Origin of the sequence: Pantoea sp. At-9b (assembly GCF_000175935.2) — a bacterium.
Classification (GTDB): Bacteria; Pseudomonadota; Gammaproteobacteria; order Enterobacterales; family Enterobacteriaceae; genus Pantoea.
Map to the genome: position 1 here is coordinate 191,138 of NC_014841.1, position 19,400 is coordinate 210,537.

General features: G+C 54.3%; 20 protein-coding genes. 13 read left to right on the top strand and 7 right to left on the bottom strand.

The window, feature by feature from the left end; genetic code table 11:
* The first annotated feature begins 111 nt into the window (after positions 1 to 111).
* The 4 genes from PAT9B_RS28195 to PAT9B_RS28210 are packed head-to-tail and all read left to right on the top strand — an operon-like array spanning position 112 to position 5,147.
* Positions 112 to 570, top strand: a complete 459-nt coding sequence (locus PAT9B_RS28195; protein WP_013512694.1) for a (2Fe-2S)-binding protein — start codon at positions 112 to 114, stop codon at positions 568 to 570.
* Positions 567 to 2,813, top strand: a complete 2,247-nt coding sequence (locus PAT9B_RS28200) for a xanthine dehydrogenase family protein molybdopterin-binding subunit (protein ID WP_013512695.1) — start codon at positions 567 to 569, stop codon at positions 2,811 to 2,813. The genes PAT9B_RS28195 and PAT9B_RS28200 overlap by 4 nt, the downstream gene beginning before the upstream one ends.
* Before the next feature lie 11 nt (positions 2,814 to 2,824).
* Positions 2,825 to 4,153, top strand: coding sequence for a cytochrome c (locus tag PAT9B_RS28205; protein WP_013512696.1), 1,329 nt, complete (start codon positions 2,825 to 2,827; stop codon positions 4,151 to 4,153).
* Positions 4,154 to 4,175: 22 nt separating this feature from the next.
* Positions 4,176 to 5,147: an XdhC family protein gene (locus PAT9B_RS28210; protein WP_013512697.1), complete on the top strand. Its 972-nt coding sequence runs from the start codon at positions 4,176 to 4,178 to the stop codon at positions 5,145 to 5,147.
* Positions 5,148 to 5,229: 82 nt separating this feature from the next.
* Here PAT9B_RS28210 and PAT9B_RS28215 read toward each other — a convergent pair whose 3' ends face one another.
* Positions 5,230 to 6,174, bottom strand: a complete 945-nt coding sequence (locus PAT9B_RS28215) for a GlxA family transcriptional regulator (RefSeq protein ID WP_013512698.1) — start codon at positions 6,172 to 6,174, stop codon at positions 5,230 to 5,232.
* Positions 6,175 to 6,344: 170 nt separating this feature from the next.
* On the opposite strand from PAT9B_RS28215, the gene PAT9B_RS28220 reads away from it, so the two are divergent.
* Together PAT9B_RS28220 and PAT9B_RS28225 are read left to right on the top strand one after the other, a co-directional pair.
* Positions 6,345 to 7,163, top strand: coding sequence for an SDR family oxidoreductase (locus tag PAT9B_RS28220; protein ID WP_013512699.1), 819 nt, complete (start codon positions 6,345 to 6,347; stop codon positions 7,161 to 7,163).
* Position 7,164: 1 nt separating this feature from the next.
* Complete coding sequence (locus PAT9B_RS28225; RefSeq protein WP_013512700.1) at positions 7,165 to 7,707, top strand: carboxymuconolactone decarboxylase family protein; 543 nt, start codon at positions 7,165 to 7,167, stop codon at positions 7,705 to 7,707.
* Between the two features lie 48 nt (positions 7,708 to 7,755).
* On the opposite strand, the gene PAT9B_RS28230 is transcribed toward PAT9B_RS28225, so the two are convergent.
* A complete protein-coding gene (locus PAT9B_RS28230; protein ID WP_013512701.1) occupies positions 7,756 to 8,385 on the bottom strand; it encodes a LysE family translocator in 630 nt (209 codons plus the stop codon).
* A gap of 117 nt (positions 8,386 to 8,502) precedes the next feature.
* Between PAT9B_RS28230 and PAT9B_RS28235 the strand changes: the two genes are divergently transcribed.
* From PAT9B_RS28235 to PAT9B_RS28245, 3 genes are all read left to right on the top strand, one after another.
* Complete coding sequence (locus tag PAT9B_RS28235) at positions 8,503 to 8,898, top strand: ACT domain-containing protein (RefSeq protein ID WP_041526300.1); 396 nt, start codon at positions 8,503 to 8,505, stop codon at positions 8,896 to 8,898.
* 7 nt (positions 8,899 to 8,905) lie between these two features.
* Positions 8,906 to 9,628 (top strand): metallophosphoesterase, encoded by a 723-nt coding sequence (locus PAT9B_RS28240; protein ID WP_013512703.1) that lies wholly within the window; start codon positions 8,906 to 8,908, stop codon positions 9,626 to 9,628.
* A gap of 65 nt (positions 9,629 to 9,693) precedes the next feature.
* Entirely contained in the window at positions 9,694 to 10,239 is a 546-nt protein-coding gene (locus PAT9B_RS28245; RefSeq protein ID WP_013512704.1) for a DUF924 family protein, read from the top strand.
* On the opposite strand, the gene PAT9B_RS28250 is transcribed toward PAT9B_RS28245, so the two are convergent.
* Together PAT9B_RS28250 and PAT9B_RS28255 are read right to left on the bottom strand one after the other, a co-directional pair.
* Entirely contained in the window at positions 10,225 to 11,124 is a 900-nt protein-coding gene (locus tag PAT9B_RS28250) for a LysR family transcriptional regulator (RefSeq protein ID WP_013512705.1), read from the bottom strand. The genes PAT9B_RS28245 and PAT9B_RS28250 overlap by 15 nt on opposite strands.
* A gap of 76 nt (positions 11,125 to 11,200) precedes the next feature.
* Entirely contained in the window at positions 11,201 to 12,400 is a 1,200-nt protein-coding gene (locus PAT9B_RS28255; protein WP_013512706.1) for an MFS transporter, read from the bottom strand.
* A 196-nt stretch (positions 12,401 to 12,596) separates the two neighbouring features.
* Between PAT9B_RS28255 and PAT9B_RS28260 the strand changes: the two genes are divergently transcribed.
* The 4 genes from PAT9B_RS28260 to PAT9B_RS28275 are packed head-to-tail and all read left to right on the top strand — an operon-like array spanning position 12,597 to position 15,450.
* Positions 12,597 to 13,652, top strand: coding sequence for a catalase family peroxidase (locus PAT9B_RS28260; RefSeq protein ID WP_013512707.1), 1,056 nt, complete (start codon positions 12,597 to 12,599; stop codon positions 13,650 to 13,652).
* On the top strand, positions 13,649 to 14,188 hold the full coding sequence (locus tag PAT9B_RS28265) for a cytochrome b (protein ID WP_013512708.1): 540 nt from the start codon (positions 13,649 to 13,651) through the stop codon (positions 14,186 to 14,188). Before PAT9B_RS28260 ends, PAT9B_RS28265 begins: the two co-directional genes overlap by 4 nt.
* A 9-nt stretch (positions 14,189 to 14,197) precedes the next feature.
* Positions 14,198 to 14,707: an RNA polymerase sigma factor gene (locus tag PAT9B_RS28270; RefSeq protein ID WP_013512709.1), complete on the top strand. Its 510-nt coding sequence runs from the start codon at positions 14,198 to 14,200 to the stop codon at positions 14,705 to 14,707.
* Positions 14,704 to 15,450: an anti-sigma factor gene (locus PAT9B_RS28275; RefSeq protein WP_013512710.1), complete on the top strand. Its 747-nt coding sequence runs from the start codon at positions 14,704 to 14,706 to the stop codon at positions 15,448 to 15,450. The genes PAT9B_RS28270 and PAT9B_RS28275 overlap by 4 nt, the downstream gene beginning before the upstream one ends.
* 46 nt (positions 15,451 to 15,496) lie before the next feature.
* Here the strand turns inward: PAT9B_RS28275 and PAT9B_RS28280 are convergent, their stop codons facing one another.
* The 3 genes from PAT9B_RS28280 to PAT9B_RS28290 all read right to left on the bottom strand — a co-directional run bounded on the left by PAT9B_RS28280 (position 15,497) and on the right by PAT9B_RS28290 (position 19,370).
* Positions 15,497 to 16,045: a GNAT family N-acetyltransferase gene (locus PAT9B_RS28280; protein ID WP_013512711.1), complete on the bottom strand. Its 549-nt coding sequence runs from the start codon at positions 16,043 to 16,045 to the stop codon at positions 15,497 to 15,499.
* Positions 16,046 to 16,141: 96 nt separating this feature from the next.
* Positions 16,142 to 17,503 carry a bifunctional diguanylate cyclase/phosphodiesterase gene (locus PAT9B_RS28285; RefSeq protein WP_013512712.1) on the bottom strand — a complete coding sequence of 454 codons (1,362 nt, stop codon included), beginning with the start codon at positions 17,501 to 17,503 and terminating at the stop codon, positions 16,142 to 16,144.
* 247 nt (positions 17,504 to 17,750) lie between these two features.
* Entirely contained in the window at positions 17,751 to 19,370 is a 1,620-nt protein-coding gene (locus tag PAT9B_RS28290) for a methyl-accepting chemotaxis protein (RefSeq protein WP_013512713.1), read from the bottom strand.
* Positions 19,371 to 19,400: the final 30 nt, after the last annotated feature.

Below are 19,400 nucleotides of genomic sequence, written 5' to 3' on the forward strand. Positions count from 1 at the left end.
CGGGCGGACGAGAGAGTCGTTGTAAATAATATTATATTACGACCTTCCCGCCCCGGATATTTTCTCGCTTTTCTATTTTGCATCATCTCATTTAATGAATACCGGAGACCTATGGAACTGCACATCAATAACCAAGTCTGGCAAGTCGATGCAGAGGGCGATACGCCGTTGCTGTGGGTGATCCGTGACGATCTGGGCATGACCGGCACCAAATATGGCTGTGGCCTGGCGCAATGCGGTGCCTGCTCGGTGATGATCGACGGCAAGCTGACGCGTGCCTGTGTTACCCCGATTGATCAGGTGGCGGGCAAACAAATTACCACCATCGAAGCGATTGAAACGGACGAGATGGGGAAACGGGTGGTGGAGGCCTGGATCAAGTATCAGGTGCCGCAGTGTGGCTATTGCCAGTCAGGACAAGTCATCGCGGCGACCGCGTTGCTTAAACAAAATGCCCACCCGACAGATGACCAGATTGCCGCTGCCATGGTGAACCTGTGCCGCTGTGGCACCTACAACGCGATCAGTGCCGCCATTCATGATGTGGCTGGTAAGGGAGAGAAAGCATGAGTGAGCGTGATGAGGTGCTGGCATCACTGAGCGAACATCGGCCCACCAACCTTTCCCGGCGACGTTTCCTGCTGGCAACCGGCAGCATGGCGGGCGCTTTGGTGCTGGGCATTGGCTTGCCCGTGGGACAGACTCGGGCACAAGCCTCTGGCGTTGTTGCCGCGCCAGGCACGCTGGTGCCCGCTTTTCTTGAGATCCGACCGGACAGTTCCGTGAAGTTCCTCTCGCCCTTTATTGAAGGCGGGCAGGGTATTTTTACCGCGATGGCGCAGATTGTTGGTGAAGAACTGGATGCTGACCCCGCCACGTTCGTGGTGGAGAACGCCCCGGCAGGGGCACAATATAAAGTGATGGACAGCGGGTTGCGGATTACCGGCGGCAGCCAGTCGGTACGTACCAGCTACACCACCATGCGCCGCCTCGGCGCGCTGGCGCGTCACATGCTGCTGCAGGCCGCGTCCGCAGTACTGGATGTGCCGATTGAACGCCTGCGTACCGAACCCGGTAAAGTGATTCATGATGATTCCGGCCGTTCACTCTCCTACGGTGAACTGGCGGCGCGAGCTCGTGATTTGCCGGTTCCGTCGCCGGATGCGGTTCATCTGAAAGATCCCGCACAATTTCGTTGGATCGGCAAACCGGTGCCACGCCTGGATATGCATGAGAAATCGACCGGCCAGGCGATCTACACCATCGATTGTCACGTAGACGACATGCTGCATGCGGCAGTTCAGCACGCGCCACGTCTTGGCCTGACCGCTGGCCCACTGCGTAATGTGCAGCAGGTTAAGGCAATGAAAGGCGTGCATTCCGTGCATGTGCTACCCGGTGCCGTGGCGGTCGTGGCCGAACGCTGGTGGCAGGCGAAGCGTGCTGCCGAAACCTTGCAGGTTGAATGGCAGGAACCGCAGACGCCGGATGGTCGCTATATGCCTGCGGATTTCTCCTCTGCGGCCTTTGCGGCAGCGCTGGCGAAAGAACCGGGCAATGGCGCGGACGCGGAAGTGAAAGGCAATATCAGCGAGGGCATGTCAGCGGCGAAAAGCACGCTGGAAGCGACCTATCACAGCCAGTATCTCAATCATGCCCAACTGGAGCCGCCTTCCGCCCTGGCGCGGTTTAATGCCGATGGCACGCTGGAATTGTGGCTACCCAATCAGGCACCGGAAATGTTCCAGGCTGATGCAGCGAAACGTACCGGGTTGCCGGCAGAAAAAATCATTATCCATTCGCCGTTGCTGGGCGGCTTTTTTGGCCGGCACTTTGTCTATGACAGCGCAATGGTTTATCCCCAGGCGATCCTGTTGGCTCAGGCGGTTGGCCGTCCGGTGAAGGTGATCTGGAGCCGGGAAGAGGAGTTCTTACGCGACACCCACCGACCGATGGCTGCCGTGCGTTTTCGTGCCGGTCTGGATGGCAACGGCTATCCGCTGGCACTGGAAGCCATCAGCATTTGTGAAGGTCCGACGGAGGGATTGGCCGGGAAACAGGGTGCCAAACTGGACCCGACAGCAGTGGAAGGACTGGCCGGAAAATCCTACGCCATCCCGCATGTGCGCATCGCCCAAATCTACAAGAAAGGCCCGGTGCGGCTGGGTTACTGGCGCTCGGTAGGCAACTCAATGAATGATTTTCTCTACGAGTGCTTCCTCGATGAAATCGCGGACAAGGGCAAAATTGATCCTTTCGCCCTGCGGCTGCATTTGTTACAGGGTAACGAAAGGTTGACCAAACTGCTGAATACGGTGGCGGAGATGTCCGGTGGTTGGCAGGCCGGGCCTTATACCGCTGCAGATGGTAGCCGCCGCGCCCGGGGTGTGGCGATGGCTTCCCCTTTCGGCACTGAAGCGGCAGCCATTGCCGAGGTGTCGATTGAGAATGGTCAGGTCAGGGTGCATCAGGTATGGGAAGCCGTCGATCCGGGCAGCATAGTCAATCCGGCGATCGTTGAAGCGCAGGTCAATGGCGCGATAGCGCTCGGGCTGTCTCAGGTATTGCTGGAAGAGAGCGTGTATGAGCAGGGGCAACCGGTAGCGCGTAACTACGACATGTATCCGATCCTGCCGCCTTCACGGATGGCGAAGGTGGCGGTGCGCATTGTCGAGAGCGGGGCAAAGATGGGCGGCATCGGTGAACCGCCGTTACCGGCCATTCCGCCCGCCGTTGCCAATGCCGTTTCCCGGCTGACCGGGCAGCGCATCCGTTCGATGCCACTTTCTCGTTATGACTTTACCCGAGCCTGAGGATGGATGACATGAGGATAAAAAGGCTCAGCCTGATGGTAATTGGCGTGGTGTGCGTGGCCGCAGGAGCGCTGTTGTGGCTGCTGCGCACGCCATCTTCCTCCTTTGATGGTGCAAATACCGCTCAACAACCTGTGTCTGCCGAACTTATCCGGCGGGGTGAGTATGTGGCCCGGCTTAGCGATTGTGTCGCCTGCCACAGTACGCCGGACAGCCCGCCTTTCAGCGGTGGTCTGGCGATGGCGACGCCGGTGGGCAAAATCTATACCACCAACATCACTCCGGATCGAGAAACCGGTATCGGTCACTATTCGCTGGCGGATTTCGATCGTGCCGTGCGGCATGGCGTCGCACGTGATGGCCACCGCCTCTACCCGGCGATGCCGTTTCCGTCCTATCAGAAGTTAACCGATGAAGATGTCGCGGCGCTCTATGCCTTTATGATGCATGACGTCAAACCGGTGTCACGCCAGAATCGCGCCACGGAAATCCCCTGGCCGCTGAATATGCGCTGGCCCTTGGCGTTGTGGAGCGCCGCGTTTTCGCGTGGTGGGCCGCAGCAGACGGTGGCAAATCAGGATGCACTGTGGAATCGCGGTGCCTATCTGGTGGAAGGGCCGGGACATTGTGGTAGCTGCCATACGCCGCGTGGGCTGGCGTTCAATGAGAAAGCCCTGGATGCCAGCAGCCCGGATTATCTGGCCGGTGCGCTGCTGGATGGCTGGTATGCCCCCAGCCTGCGTAACGATGCCAACACCGGTATCAGCCGCTGGAGCGAAGAGGATGTGGTGACGTTCCTGAAGAAAGGCCGCAATCAGCACGCGGTGGTGTTTGGTTCAATGGCTGATGCATTCAATAACTCCACCCAGTTTATGCGTGATGATGACCTGCGCGCCATTGCCCACTACCTGAAGTCGCTGCCACCGGGCAGTAACAACAACGGTAAGGGGTGGCAGTCCTCGCAGCAAGAGGCACCTCTCCAACCCGGCAGCCAGACCTACATGGCACGATGCAGCAGTTGTCATGGCCCGGATGGGCGTGGCCAGGCACCGTGGATCCCACCGCTGGCAGGCGCGACCTCGATGCAGGTTGATAGCGCTTCATCAATCAACGTGCTGCTGAATGGCTCAGCCCGCATTGTGGCGGATGGCGTGCCCGATGCTTACCGTATGCCGCCTTACCGTAAACAGCTCAGCGATCAGGAAGCGGCGGATGTGGTGAATTTTATCCGTTCTTCGTGGGGAAATCAGGGAGAAAAAACCGACGCGAAGGCAGTCAAGGCATTGCGCGACAAAACCGATCCGGCCAGTAGCAACGTGATCATCCTGCAAATGCGTTAATCACAGCCTTTGGGAGAATGTGATGCAGAATCTTGATGTGCAGGTGGTCAGCACTGCCCGGCATTGGGCGCAAACCCATGAGCTATGGCTGTGCACCGTGTTGAGCACGTATGGCTCCTCGCCACGACCGCCGGGGGCGATGATGGTGATCCGCAAAGACGGGCAATATTGCGGCTCACTATCCGGTGGTTGTGTTGAAGAGAGTTTCATCGCGCGGATGCGTGATAATGCCTTTTCTGCCCCGAGTCAGTTGGTGCGTTATGGTGACGGTGGTTATGAGCCGGATCGGGCGCTGCCGTGCGGTGGGGTGCTGGATATTCTGGTGGAAAAATTGCTGCCGGGGAGCGGGGCGCTGGCTTACCTCGGGCAGATGTATGACGCGCTGATCAGCGCGACGGCAATGACGAAAAGGGTAACGCTGCCTGCGCCCTGTAGCTCACTGGAACCGGCGGAGTACGGCAGCAGGACCGCGGTACACATCATCGGAGATGCAGTGACGTTAACCCTTTCTGCGCCGCCAAGGTTGGTTATCGGCGGCTTGTCGAGCGTGGCGGTGTATTGCGCCAATTTCGCGCTGGCGCTGGGTTTTGAAACCCTCGTCTGTGAGCACCGGGAGGAGGTACTGAACATTCTGGCCGCCGATCTTGCTGCGGGGGTAACGTTGATAAAACAGTTCCCGGCGTTTTATCTGGAGCGGCAGGGATGCCATCCGGGCACGGCGATCCTGTCGTTAACCCACGATCCGCGTATCGATGATCTGACGATGATGGAAGCGGTCAATCTACCGGCGTTCTATATCGGTGCCATGGGTTCGCATAAGAACAGCCTGCGCCGCAAAGAACGCCTGGTGATGTATGGCGACGTTACACCACAGCAGTTGAGCCGCATCCATGCACCGGTTGGGCTGAGGATTGGCAGCAAAACCCCGGCTGAGATAGCGCTGTCAATTATGGCCGATATTGTGCGTCATAAAAACGGCCTGGCAAGTGAGTAGGAATTCGGCTTCTTGTCAGCCGCGATCGGGGTTGCTGAAACCGAACAACGCAGCTTGTATGAATAGAGAGGCGTTTACCCGACTAAACGGGATTCTTCCCGACCCGCAGCGCCTGCGGGGGGATCCCGTAGCCCCGTATAAACACGTCGCGCATATGGCGGCGATCGCGAAATCCTGAATCCCGCGCAATCACGTCCAGCGAGAACCGGGTTTGCTCAATCAACAACCGGGCCGCTTCAAGACGCAAACGCTCAATGACGCGCGCCGGTGATTTTCCAGTTTCAGCCAGAAATAAGCGGTTCAGTTGGCGGGAACTAAGATGCACCGCATCCGCGAGCTGCTCGACGGAAAGTGACTTGGTGAGATTGTTGCGGATATATTCGATCGCCGTTTGCAGGCGATCGCTGCGTGGTGATAGCGCCAGCAGCTCCGAGTGTTGGCGTTGTCCACCTGAACGTCTTTGATTCATCACCATACGTTGAGCGATGCTGCGTGCCACCTCGCTGCCGTGATCTTTTTCCACCATTGCCAGCACCATATCTAAGCCTGCCGTCATCCCGGCGGAGGTCCAAATCTGGTCATCAATAATATAAATCAGATCATCTTCGGTTCTGATGGTGGGATGCAATGTCTTCAGGCTCTGGGCATAAGCCCAATGGGTGGTGGCACGGCGTTCGGCAAGTAAACCAGCCTGAGCCAACACGAAGGCCCCGGTGCAGATCCCCGCGACACGGCGCGCCCGCAGCGCATGATTTTGCAGGAAATGCACCACCCGGTCGGTGGCCGGAAGTTTGACCGGCGTGAGCACACCGCCGATTAACCAAGTATCGGCGGAAGAATCATCGTCTAAGGCAAGGGTCGTCACACTGATGCCGAAAGAAGAGGAAACCTGACCACCGTTTTCTGAATACACCGTGCATTGATAAAACGGCTCGCCAAGTACCAAATTGGCAAACTCGAAAATGGTGAGTGTCGATAAAGCCAGTGACTGAAATTGATCGGCAATCAGCAATCCAACCCGATGCATTTTAGGATCCTTGTGTTGGCAGATGGGCAAACTATCCTGAAAGATCCCTCCCCTTCAATCAATCACTTTCCGGCGGAAAGATGTCTGAAATCGCACCCCTCTACGTCATTTTCGCGGTACGGCGATGGCGTAACCTCAATGCATCCAACACATCATGAAGGGTGAAAAAGATGAGTGAGACAGTGAAAGGCACGGCGGTGGTAACGGGCGCGTCGACCGGCATGGGGGCCATTTATGCCGCCAGGCTGGCACAGATGGGTTATGACCTGATCATTGTCGCCCGTAACCACAATCGTCTGAACCAGATGGCCAGCCATATCACGGCGGATAGCCAACGTAATGTGGAAGTGGTGGCCGCAGACCTGAATGACGCGCAGCAACTGGCGGCACTGGAGGAGAAGCTCCGAAACGATGCCAGCATTACGTTATTGGTGAATAACGCGGGCATGGGCACACACACACCCTTGGTTGATAGCAATGTCGACCAAATGACGACGATGATTAATCTCAACGTCACCGCGTTAACCCGGCTGACTTACGCCGTTGTGCCAGGTTTTATTAGCCGTGGAAGGGGGGCCATCATCAACATTGCCTCGATTGTCGGTATTGCCCCCGAGATCCTGAACGGAGTCTATGGTGGCAGCAAGGCCTATGTGCTGGCGTTCAGCCAGTCTCTGCATCATGAATTGTCAGGCAAAGGGATTCAGGTCCAGGTGGTGCTGCCCAGCGCGACAGCCACCCCGTTCTGGGATAACGGCGGTTTGCCGTTAAGTCAGCTCGATCCGGAGATTGTGATGAAAGCGGAAGATATGGTTGATGCCGCGCTGAACGGCTTCCTGCATGGCGAGTTGATCACCATCCCGTCACTGCATGACGAAAGTCGTTTGCAGCAATGGGAACAGGCACGCCAAGCGGTGATTCAGGACTTTTCACACAATATCCCGGCCACGCGTTATCTGGGATCTTCAGTGGCAAAATCGGAGAAATAAGATGAGTCGTTTACATACGGATACGTTTGATGAAGCTACGGGCAAAGCCGCGGAGCTGTTCAAAGGCATTAAACAGGCGATGGGGAAAGTCCCCAATGCGTATTTGACCATTGGCAGCAATGCCCCTGATATTCTGGCGCAGACTTTACAGCTGAACGCGGTATTGGCCAGGAGCAGCCTCAACGCGCGTGAACGTGAGGCGATTAACCTGGCGGTCAGTGAGGAAAGTGGCTGTGATTATTGCCTTGCCGCGCATACGCCGCAGGCGATAAAAGCGGGCTATAGCGAGGCACAGACGCTTGAATTGCGCCAGGGGTTTTTGGTTGATGATGCCAGAATTGATGCGCTGGTGAAGTTTGTGCAACTGTTGGTTTCTTCGCGCGGTACGTTATCAGCTCATCATGTCAGTGCATTTCGCGACGCCGGTTTTAGTGACCAACAGGTGGTTGAAACCATCGGTGTGGTGACCGCGATTCTGTTCACCAACATGATTAATCGGGTGAATGACACGGAAGTTGATTTTCCGGCGATTCGATCATTGTAGGGTTATGACCAGACAGGCTTCCCGTATGGAAGCCTGTTGGGTTGCGGGTTATTTCTGAAACGATGTGAGGATAATTTTAACCCCTAACAACACCAGAATCGTCGAGGACAGGGTGTCGATGGCGCGCTTAAGGCGCAGATAAATATCTCGTGGTCGCTTCGAGGATAATAAAACCGCGACCAGTGAATACCATCCCGCATCAATGACAAATGCCATTAGCGGAAGAATATAATAGAAATATCCGGGAATCTCTTTGGGGAGTAACGCTGTGAAGATGGAGGCAAAGACCAGGGCAGTTTTTGGATTGCTCAACTGGGTCAGCAATCCGTCTCGCCAGGTGGCGAACAACGAATGGGTTTCTGATAACGATCCTGAGGTCACACTAAAGGGTTTTGACGCATTCTTCGCGATCTTGTAGCCCATCCAGATCAGATAGAGGCCACCGGCAATTTTTAGTCCGGTAAATAATTCGGGCAGCGCAACCAGAATCTTCTCCAGACCAAACATCGCCATGATGGAGAAGATCGCCGCGCCGGTTCCCATACCCAGCGCAGTTAACAGGCCGTGTAAACGTGAGCGCGCGACAGCATTGCGGGCAACATAGATAAAGCTAGGACCCGGGCTAATCACACCCATAACCAGAACTGCTGCAATGGCCATCAGGCTGGATAACAACATAGCTTCTCCCCATCAAATGTCTGAAATTATTTGGCTCAGAATACACGCCGTGAGGGGTTGCGGCTATCCTCTTACGTGGGAAAGCAACCCAGGTCCATGATGAAAAGAGTGATGATAATGTCAGGTGAAAATAATCTTCAGATATTGTTGCGTTCGGCATCGCCCAGACGTAATGAGGGACAGTTCGTCTTTTGTACTTTGCCCAACCCCGCCTCTGAGTTACTGGCACAGGCCGTGGTAGTGGTACGGGAGCGTGAAGGAACCACGTTGGTGCTGCCGCTCGCGGTGGCGCAGGCGCAAGGCATTGGCTATGACTATCTCGCCGGATGGATCACCCTGGAAGTCCATTCTTCACTGGCTGCCGTTGGGCTGACTGCGGCATTTTCTGCGGCACTGGCAGAGAAGGGCATCAGCTGCAACGTGGTTGCGGGTTACTACCATGACCATATTTTTGTGGCCTGGGAGGATACGGATCGCGCCATCGCGGTTATTGGTTCCCTTGCCGCATGCTGAGGTAAATATGCTGGTTGCGCAGATCTCAGATATTCATGCGTCCCCTGACAATGACAATCTGCAACGGTTCGATAAGGCCCTTGCGTGGCTCGATCAGCTTAACCCGGATGTTCTGGTGCTGACCGGGGACTTGATTGATAACCAGTGGCTTGCAGGGTATGCGCTGATTGCCGAGCGGCTTAGCCAGAAAAAGTGGCCTTCGCGGGTGCTTCCCGGTAATTCTGATGATCGCCGCCAGATGCGTGCGGTTTGGGGGGCTACTGCCGCAGATGAGTTTCTGCACTTTAATTATGATGCTGGTGATCTTCGTCTGCTCGGCCTGGACTCCACGTTAGTGGGTGTGACAGCAGGTAGCGTAGTTAATCATATTGCGTGGCTGGAGCAACAACTCCGGGATATCCATACATCCCCCGCGCTGCTATTTCTGCATCATCATGTTTTTGCATCGGGGATCCCCTCACTGGACAAGACGATGTGTGCAGGCGTTCCCGAGCTGGCTGCGCTGATCAGGCATATGCCCGGCAAGCTGTTGGCGATTGCTTCTGGTCATGTTCACCGACCGATAGCGGGTGCTTTAGCCGGGGTGCCGGCTTATATCTGTGGCTCGTTGTGCCCGGCGAATCCCGTCTGGTTTGGTACCGATACGGTTCCCCCGGTTAACGATCCTCCGGCGCTGATGATTCATCGTTATGTGGATAACGTGCTGACCAGTCACCATGTTTCCCTCTGACGTGCAGGTACATTCCGTAGCGGCGCGATCAATCGCGCCGCTACGATGATGGTGGTGGAGGGTAAATGATGAATTACGAAGATGTGCTCCAGTTCTGGTTCAGTCATACCAGCGAAGATAAATGGTTCAAAAACGATCAGGCGTTTGACGACGAAATACGCCGGTTATTTGGTCATTGCTGGGTGTCAGCCTGCCGGGGGGAACTGTTTACCTGGCGTGAAAATCTCTACGGCCGTCTCGCCGAAATCATTATTCTCGACCAATTTTCCCGTAACCTGAACCGTCAGAGTAGCGTTGCCTGGCAGCAGGATGGCATGGCCTTGATCCTCTCGCAGGAGGCGTTAAACATTGAGGGGTGGGAATATCTCACCCTCGACGAAAAGGGGTTTATGTTAATGCCGTGGATGCATTCGGAGTCAGTCGCCATTCATGAAAAAGCGGTGGGGCTGTTTGCACAACTTAAAGGGACTTCCTATGCACAAAGTGCACAGCAACATCGCGACATTATCCTCAGGTTCGGCCGCTATCCGCATCGTAATGCGCTGTTGGGCAGGGCGTCATCAGCTGAGGAACGGGCCTTTCTGGAGCAAAAGCGCTTATCTTTCTTCTGATTTGCTGGGGAAGGGAAAAGAAGACATGATCACTTCCCGGGCCGCAGTCATGCTGTTTCCCGCCCGATTTTTATGCCAGACCAGATAAAGATGGCTGGTCGGAGCCAGTTCCTTGTGCGTCGGGCTGACCAGTAACCCCTCCTGTAAAGCGTCTTCGCAGTGATAATCAGGCAATACACTCCAGCCGTGGCCGCCGATCAGCATTTGCCTGATGATGCGCATATCCGGTACGGTACAGCTGGCCTGTAAGCTTGGCGCGCTGCGGAACATCATGCTCCACAGGTTTCTCACCAATGGGAGTTCTTCATCGAAGGCAATCAGCGGGACGTTACAGAGCGTATCCGGTGTTGGATGATGACCAATCATTTCGGTCAGTGCTGGGGCGTGAACCAGCAACATACGCTCGGTATGCAGCAGGCTATAGCCAAATAATCGTTCATCCGGTGGGGTGGCGGTAATGGCAAAATCGACACTTTCCTGATGCAGTTTTTCGTAAATTTGCTGGCGGGTGCCAATGTTAAAGCGAATGCGATAACCCTGGTCCATCAGTCGGGCAAGTGTAGCGGCAAAGCGATAGTGCACAAAGTCGGAGGAACCGATGAAGTACAGGGTTTTCCCCTGCGCTTCTCCGGGGCGGAAACTGGCCAGTTTGGCCTCCAGGCCATCGATAAAGGGCGATATCGATCGCGCCAGTTCGTCAGCGGCATCCGTGGCGCTGACTCCCCGTGCCTGGCGGATAAACAGTGGTTTACCGACAAAATGCTCCAGAGACTGGATATGCAAAGACGCCGCAGGCTGCGTGATGCCGAGTTGCTCTGCCGCCCGCGAGAATGATCCGCATCGGTAAGCTTCCAAAAAGGTACGTAAGTGCGCAAGGTGACTCATAATGTTACCTGTCCATCGGGATCGCGCGATAAATCGCGCCGCTACATCATAAAGGAGCGCCGTAAAGGCGCTCCGTTCAGTGTCCTGTGCCAACAGCCGAGCGTAACGTGATATCACCACCGCGTCTGATTTGTGCCACCAACAGCACCAGCCCCAGCAAGGAAAGGATTGCTCCGGCAAGACCGACCCAGATGATCCCCAGCCCGGTAATGGTCACCCCCCCGAGCACCGAACCCAGGGCAATCCCGGAGTTGAACCCCGCGATATTCAGACCCGCCGCGACACCGTGAGCATGGGGAGCGTGGACTTCAGCGACGCCAATCAGTCGGGCCTGAAGTGCCGGAACTGCCGCGAAGGTCAGCATGCCGAGGATGGCGACCAGCACACCCATCATCACCGCCGATTGGCTGAACAGCCACATACCGGCCGTCACGATAACCAGCCCACTCACGATGAAGATATTGGCACGATTCACCCCCATTTTATCGGTCAGACGGCCACCAAGAATATTGCCCAGCGCCGCCATGACACCGAAAATCAGCATAAACAGGCTGACGGTACGGGCAGAAACCTGGGTCATCTCAGTGAGAAACGGTGCAATGTAGGTATAGGCCGTGAAGGATCCACCATACGCCAGCACCGTCACCAACGCGCCTGCCAGCAGCTTCCGGTTAAAGATGGCGGCAATATGCTCCAGCGCGCCACCGGCACGCTCTTGGGGCGCGGTTGGCAACGGATCTTTCATACCCAACAGTAAACCGAGAAAACCGATTGCACCAAACACGGCGATCGCTCCCATCACCAGCCGCCATGAAATGAAACTGCCGAGCCAGGTGCTTAGTGGAACACCAATCGCCATCGCAAGGGTGAAACCACCAAACACCACCGCCACGGCACTGCCGGCTTTGTGACTGCCTGCCAACCGCGCCGCCGTACTGGAAGCTACCGCGAGGAACAGGCCATGACCCAGACCCGCGACAAAGCGGGCGATGATGATCATCGGCAGGTTAACCGCCAGTGCAGAGAACAGGCTGCCAAGCGTAAACACCAGTGCCGTCACCAGCATGGTGCCTTTTCTGCTCCAGCCCGCCGTCAACGCTGTCAGTACCGGTGCCGCGAAGGTCGCGCCTAGCGCGTATGCGGTGATGATGATACCGGTCTGTTCGACATCCACACCCAGACCCCGCGCCATGATATCGGTCAGGCCGATTGGGACAAACTCGGCCAGTCCCAGCGCAAAGGCGCTGATTGTAAAAACGTAAATTACCAGTGGCATATCTGCCTCCCGTGACATTGAGGAGTGCAGAGTAATGACAACTGCTACATAAATATAATCATGATAATTGTACTACCTATAATTTAATTTATATCTTATTGATCGCTTCACTCACGTATAAAAAATTTTTTGGTTGCGGGAATAAACCTGCCGCTCATTCGTCTTATGGGCTCAATGTGAGCAGGGTGAGCAAAAAATGATTCCAACTCCACTTTCTACCGGTCAGAAACTTCGGCGCGTATTGCTGATCGGTTTGGTTCCACTGGTTTTACTCGTGCTGTTTTTGTGGGCAGGTGGTTGGCTGACGCCAGAACGCCTGACCTCGGACAAACTGGTCTCGGTGTTGCAGCAAGCGGGCGGTGAGCACCCGGGCTATCGCCGCAACCATGCCAAAGGGATCTGCGTGATTGGCACGTTTGCTGCCAACGGCAACGCCAGTGCGTTATCACGCGCGGCGCTCTTTGCACCGGGTGAGACCTCGGTAACCGGGCGCTTTGCCATCGCAGGGGGTAACCCGTCAGCGCCGGATTATGCGGTGCCGGTGCGCAGTATGGCGTTAGCTTTTCAGCTGAACGACGGTGAGCAATGGCGTACCGGAATGAATGCTATGCCGTTGTTCCCGGTCGCAACGCCGGAAGGATTTTATGAACTGCAAACCGCCACGCTACCCGATCCGGCGACAGGTAAACCCGATCCACAGAAGTTAGGTGCCTTCGTTGGGAAACATCCTGAATTCAAGGCGTTCCTTGCCTGGGCAAAGCAATACGTTCCCTCCTCCAGTTGGGCCAGCGATCGTTTTAATAGTCTGAATGCGTTTCGCTTTATCGATAAAGCGGGCGCTGCGCATCTGGTGCGCTGGAGTATGGTGCCGCATGCCGATTATCAGCCGATCAGTGCGGCGGATAAAAATGACAAAGATTTTCTCCAACAGGATTTAGAACAACGTCTGAAACAAGCGCCGCTGAAATGGGATCTGATCATTACCGTTGCCCAGCCAGGTGATGATGGCAGCAATGCGACGAAAGTCTGGCCTGCCGACCGTCAAACCATCAATGCCGGGACCTTAGTGCTAACCCGGGCAGTGCCGCAGCAGCAGGGACCGTGCAACGACATCAATTACGATCCGCTGATTCTGCCGGATGGTATTGCTGCATCCGATGATCCGTTACTTAATGCGCGTTCGGCGGCTTATGCCAAATCCTACAACCTGCGCACACATGAACAGGCACAACAAGCGGGGACCCATTTATGAGACATGTCGGCTATTTTCACCCTGCACTGCGCATTATTCATTGGTTAATGGCGGCGGCGATTGTGGCGATGCTGTTTATTGGCGTAGCAATGGTCGCCACCGTGTCGTCGCTACATAGCCTGCTGGTCACCATCCATAAACCCTTGGGGTTGATGATTCTGGTGCTGGTGATCGTGCGTTTGTGGTTGCGCTTTGCTACTGTTACCCCGGCATTACCTGCGTCTCTCCCTGCCTGGCAGCGTGGCATGGCGCATCTCTCGCACTGGGCACTGTATGCGATGATGCTGCTCCAACCGTTAATCGGCTGGGGGATGCTGTCTGCGGCGGGCGTCCCGATCACTTTAGGTGGTCACTGGGTTCTGCCGCCGATTTTGCCGGTGGATAATGATTGGTACGCCATACTGCGTCCACTGCATACCCTGGTGGCGCTGATATTATTTATCACCGTGTTGCTGCACTTAGCCGCCGCGCTGTTTCATGCGTTGATACTGCGCGATGGGGTTTTTTCCAGTATGTCGGGCACCCGTAGACGCTAAAGGATAGCCATGTCCCAGCTGACTGATGATGAAATCCGCCAGATGATGCCCCATCTCGAACGTTTTGCGCTGTGGCTGACCCGCAATCCGCACAGCGCGGAGGATCTGGTGCAAAGTTGCCTGACGAAAGCGTTAACCCGCCAGCGGCAGAGCGAGGGGGAACAGAGTTTGCGCGCCTGGTTGTTTGCCATTCTGTATCGCCAGTTTGTTGATGGCGAACGGCGGCGCAAGCGCTATATGAAGCTGCTGACTTTTTTCAGCGGTGAAGAGATGTTTGCACAATCCTCCGAATCGATGGCGATTGCCGACGATACGCTGGCGGTATTTGCGGCGTTACCTGAGGATTATCGCGTCATTTTATTGTTGGTGAGTGTTGAAGGCCTGAGCTATAAAGAGGCGGCTGAAACGCTGGATATCCCCCTGGGGACCGTGATGTCGCGGTTGTCACGTGGACGCAAGTTGCTGCATGAGCAGTTGGAAGGTAAGGCGACGCCATTGCCGCTAAGGAGACTGAAATGACTTTGCCACCTGATGAACACGATCTCCATGCCTGGATGGATGGCGAAGCGGATGAAGCCACGGCAGAGCGCGTTGAACGTTATCTGAAGGACAATCCGCAGGCTGCTGCGCAAGTTGCTGGCTGGCGGGCGGACGCGCAACAATTGCGGCAGGCTATCAGCCGGCACTCGCCGGCAATGGATCGTCCCCATCCCCAATACCTGCGGCGTCAGATGCGGCAACAGCGGTTACGGCAACTGGCGACGGCGTGTATGCTGGTACTGGCGGTAAGTATCGGTGGTGTCGCCGGTTGGCAACTGAAAGAGTCGCAGACCATGAGCAGCCCGCAGCCGATGGAAGACGCCGTGCAGGCTTATAAAATCTTTGATAATCAGACACAAACCCCGATGGACGTAATAGCGAGCCAGCACGCCGAACTCAGCAGCTGGGTGGCACGGTATTTTATCAATGGTAATCCGCCACCCAATCTCGAACAGTTTGGTTTCAGGCTGGTGGGGGCGCGGCTGATGGCGACGGCACAGGGGCCAGCCGCGCTGATTATGTATCAGGACCCGCAAGGGACACGGGTGGGCTGGTATATCCGCCCGCTGGATCCGGTGAAATTACCCCATGGTGAACGTCAGGCCGACGATGTGATGGCACAGTACTGGAGTGATCAGCATTACAACTACGCGCTGGTGACGCCAGTTAACTCGTCCGGGGTGAGCGGGTTGCGCAAGGCAGTGGCGCTGGCGACGAGTTAATGCAAACCAGGGGAACAACCATCGAGGTTAATCCCCCGGCTGGCAGTCAGATAGTTTCATCGAAAACCAATGCATTAAGAACATGGTCCTGCCAGCTGCCGTTGATTTTAAGGTAGGACTTTGCATAGCCTTCCTGGCAAAATCCCAGCTTCGCCAGGGTGTTGCTGCTACGCAGGTTGGTGGGGAGATGATTCGCCATCACCCGATGCAAACCATATTCTCTTCGCACATAAGACAGCGCCATCGTCAGCGCTTCGTGCATGAATCCTTTGCCCTGATACCTGCTGTCGAGGGAAAAACCCAGATAGCATGCCTGGAAAACACCATATACGAAGTTGGTAAAATTGATGCTGCCAATGATCTTCTCTTCGCCTTGCGGTGTAAAAACCAGCAACAGGTTTTTTCTGGCGACAAAATCAGCGCTTGAATCGATAATCCGCTGACGGGTGTGATCAAGGGTAAAATACTCGTCGGTACGTAAAGGTTCAAAAGGGGAAAAATGGTCCCGGTTATGCACTAAAAAAGCGAGATAAGCCGCAGAGAGATTTTCTGTCAGCAGATAGATATCGGTACGGTTGGTTGAAAGCAGATGCATTTTCTTCCCTGAAATACGATGGTAATGAGCGGCAGTATAGGTTATTTCATTCCCCGACACCAAAAGTTAACGCTCGCGGGAGGGGCGGATTTCTCATTATAATCTTTGTTTTTTAATCCACATCAAGGCATCGGCCGCAGGCAGGGGACGGGCGAAATGAAAACCCTGAAACAAATGACAGCCCATTTTTTTCAGGTATTCAAAATATTCTTCATTTTCAATTCCCTCGGCGAGCACGTTTAACCCCATCTCACGGGATAATTCGATGGTTTTTTGTACCACTAAAGATGCGGATTCATTTTTGAATACTTGCATAATAAGTGACTTATCGATCTTGATATCATCAACAGCGAAATCGCTGATTGATTTTAACGATGAATAACCCACACCAAAGTCATCAATCGCCCATTTTATGCCCAGCGCACTGAAGCGATGCATGACTTCAGCAATTTTCTCCTGATCATAGATGAAGGTGGTTTCGGTTATTTCAAACTTGATTCTTTCCGGGCGGATTTTACTGCGTGATAATGTGAGTAGCGTATCCTGAGTAAAGTTGCGGTGCATGAGCTGTAATGGGCTGATGTTGATGGAGAAGGCAATGTCTCCGAGGTGGTGAAGGCGTTCCCATTCAGCAATTTGCCGTAATGTTTGCTCCATGACCCATCTTCCGATGTCGATAATCAGACCACTTTTCTCGGCTATCGGAATAAATACTTCAGGAGAGATAAACCCTTTGGCCGGATGTTTCCAGCGCAGCAGAGCTTCAAAGCCAATCAAGGCCTTATTACTGTCCAGTTGTGGTTGGTAATACAATTGCAACTGGTTTCGCTCAATCGCCAGAGAAAGTTCACGCTTAATTAAATCGGTTTCAGAGTAATTTCCGCGTGCGGTAAATACAGCCAGTAAAAGCGCCACCACAGGCACCGAGCAGTTAGCGATATAAAAACCGGATATATGCGCCATATCAGTCTGGAGGCGACCATCCTGCCATAATGTGCCGGTGGATACAAAAAACAGGTATACCAGCAGACAAATCAAAGGAAATGCCTGCTTTAAATACCAGGACTGTTGGCGTAATACCAATGCGGCACCAATTGTTAATGCGACAAGGTAATTGTATTCGGAATGTTTGGCAAAATCATGATTGTTATCAAAAAGGCAAAGCAGAATAATGCTAAGTAATAAACTGTGCGTAATAATATAAATGTGGCGATTAATGTTATTCCAGAAGGCGGTGGCCGAAATGTATACCCCTTGAATAGTGGTCATGCAATAAAAAAACGCGATAGCGCGATCGCCAATGGAAAAGTTTAACGCAGCCATATAGACACCGGCCAAAATGCTGGCGATGCCAGAGATGAGAATGGTCAGACTGAGCTTTCTCTCAGCGCTATTGCCCTTTAGAATGAATGGTAAGTTCTTTATTTTTGCGTATCTGGTGGCGAAATAAGCATTCATTCTTCTTCTCTTTTTAAATGTTATAGGTGATGAATCATCATATTATAACGAGATTGCAGTTGTGAGGTGTCATTATTTTTTTTGCATTATTTATCGGCAGAGACGATATTTGATGGCGAAAGATATATCTTGCTGGCGGTGAGTTAAGCTGACAGAGCCGTATAGAGGGGGTAGCAGAGGGGCGGTGACGTCATTTATTTCAGCCGGGCCTTTATCTCTGCGGGAGAAAAGGTCCGGCTATTTGCGATCAGTTCAGGTTAATCAATGCCAGGTCATGCGGGCCGGTATAGCGATCATTTCCAAATGTGGCTTTATCGTCATCCACCTGGAAACGCGTCACCGACTGTTGCAGGTTCACTACCTGTTCTTGTAGCGAACTGGCCGCTGTTGCCACTTCAGAAACCAGCGAGGCATTCTGTTGGGTCACGCCGTCCATCTGCTGAATGGCAATATTGATCTGCGAGATACCGCGTGTCTGCTCCCCGGAGGCCAGCATCACTTCATCCATAATCTCGACCACTTTTTTCACATCAACCATGACTTCATTCATGGTAACGCCCGCCTGTTTCACCAGCCCGGAACCCTGCTCAATACTGCTGAGCGAGTCATTAATCATGGTGCCGATCTCTTTCGCAGCCGTAGCGCTGCGCTGCGCCAGCACACGCACTTCTGAGGCCACCACGGCAAATCCACGTCCTGCTTCTCCGGCACGTGCGGCTTCAACGGCGGCATTCAGCGCCAGCAAGTTGGTCTGGAAAGCAATGCCATCAATAACCCCGACGATATCGCCAATCTTGGCGGAGCTTTTCTCAATCGAACTCATGGTGGATACCACTTCCGACACCACGTTAGCACCGCGTGACGCGGAGTTTGACGCTTTCTGTGACAGCGCATTCGCCTTGCGGGTGTTGTCTTCGTTATTCTGCACCGTCGCCATGATTTGCTCCATGCTGGATGCGGTTTCATCCAGCGAAGCAGCCTGTTGCTCGGTGCGGCTGGAGAGATCGATATTGCCGGAGGCGATCTCTTCCACGCCGGTGCCGATGGCATCTGTTCCGCTGCGCACCATCAGTACCATGTTTTCCAGCCCGTCGCGCATGCGCTGTACGGCGGCAAACAGCTGGGCGATCTCGTTTTTCCCGCTGATATCAATACGGGCGCGCAGATCGCCTTCGGCGATACGGTCAAATATAGCGATCACGTTATTGAGTGGTTTGACGATCAGATTGGTCATTACCGACCAGGCCAGACCGGCCAGTACCAGGGCGCAGGCGATGGAGAAGTACAAAACGAACGCCATGCGTTTTACCCGGTCGCTGGAATCGTCATAGGCGACATCAATGCTTTTCAGTTTAAAGGCGACCAGTGCTTTAGAGGCGGCATCAAATGCACCATACAGCGCCGTCGATTTGCCTGCTCGCTGACGATATTCGTCTAACTTACCGGCTTCCAGCGCAACAAAGGCGGGATCAATGAATTCTTTCATTAACGCATCACGGGTGGAGGCCATTTTTGCCGCAATCGGCCGCTCTTCTGCGGATTGCGGATATTTCAGATAGTCCTGCCATTTCGCGCTGGCGCTATCAATTTTTCCACGGGCGCGCTCCAGCGCAACTTTGGCTTTTTCGGTGTCGCCGCTACCCATCAGTGATTCATATAAACGCAAATCCAGTCGGCCACGTAATAAGAGTTCTGAACTTTCATTCAGCGCCACTAATCCTGGCAAAACTTCAGTGTCTACCGTGGCAAAGGATTTATTTCCCGACTGCACGGCAAATAATCCCAGAACGCCGACGAAGAGTAATAATGCAGTCAGTGAAAAAATCATTATGCTGAGTGCAGTACGGATCTTTATTCTACGAAACATAGAGTGTTCCCTGCTAACGATTAAATGATA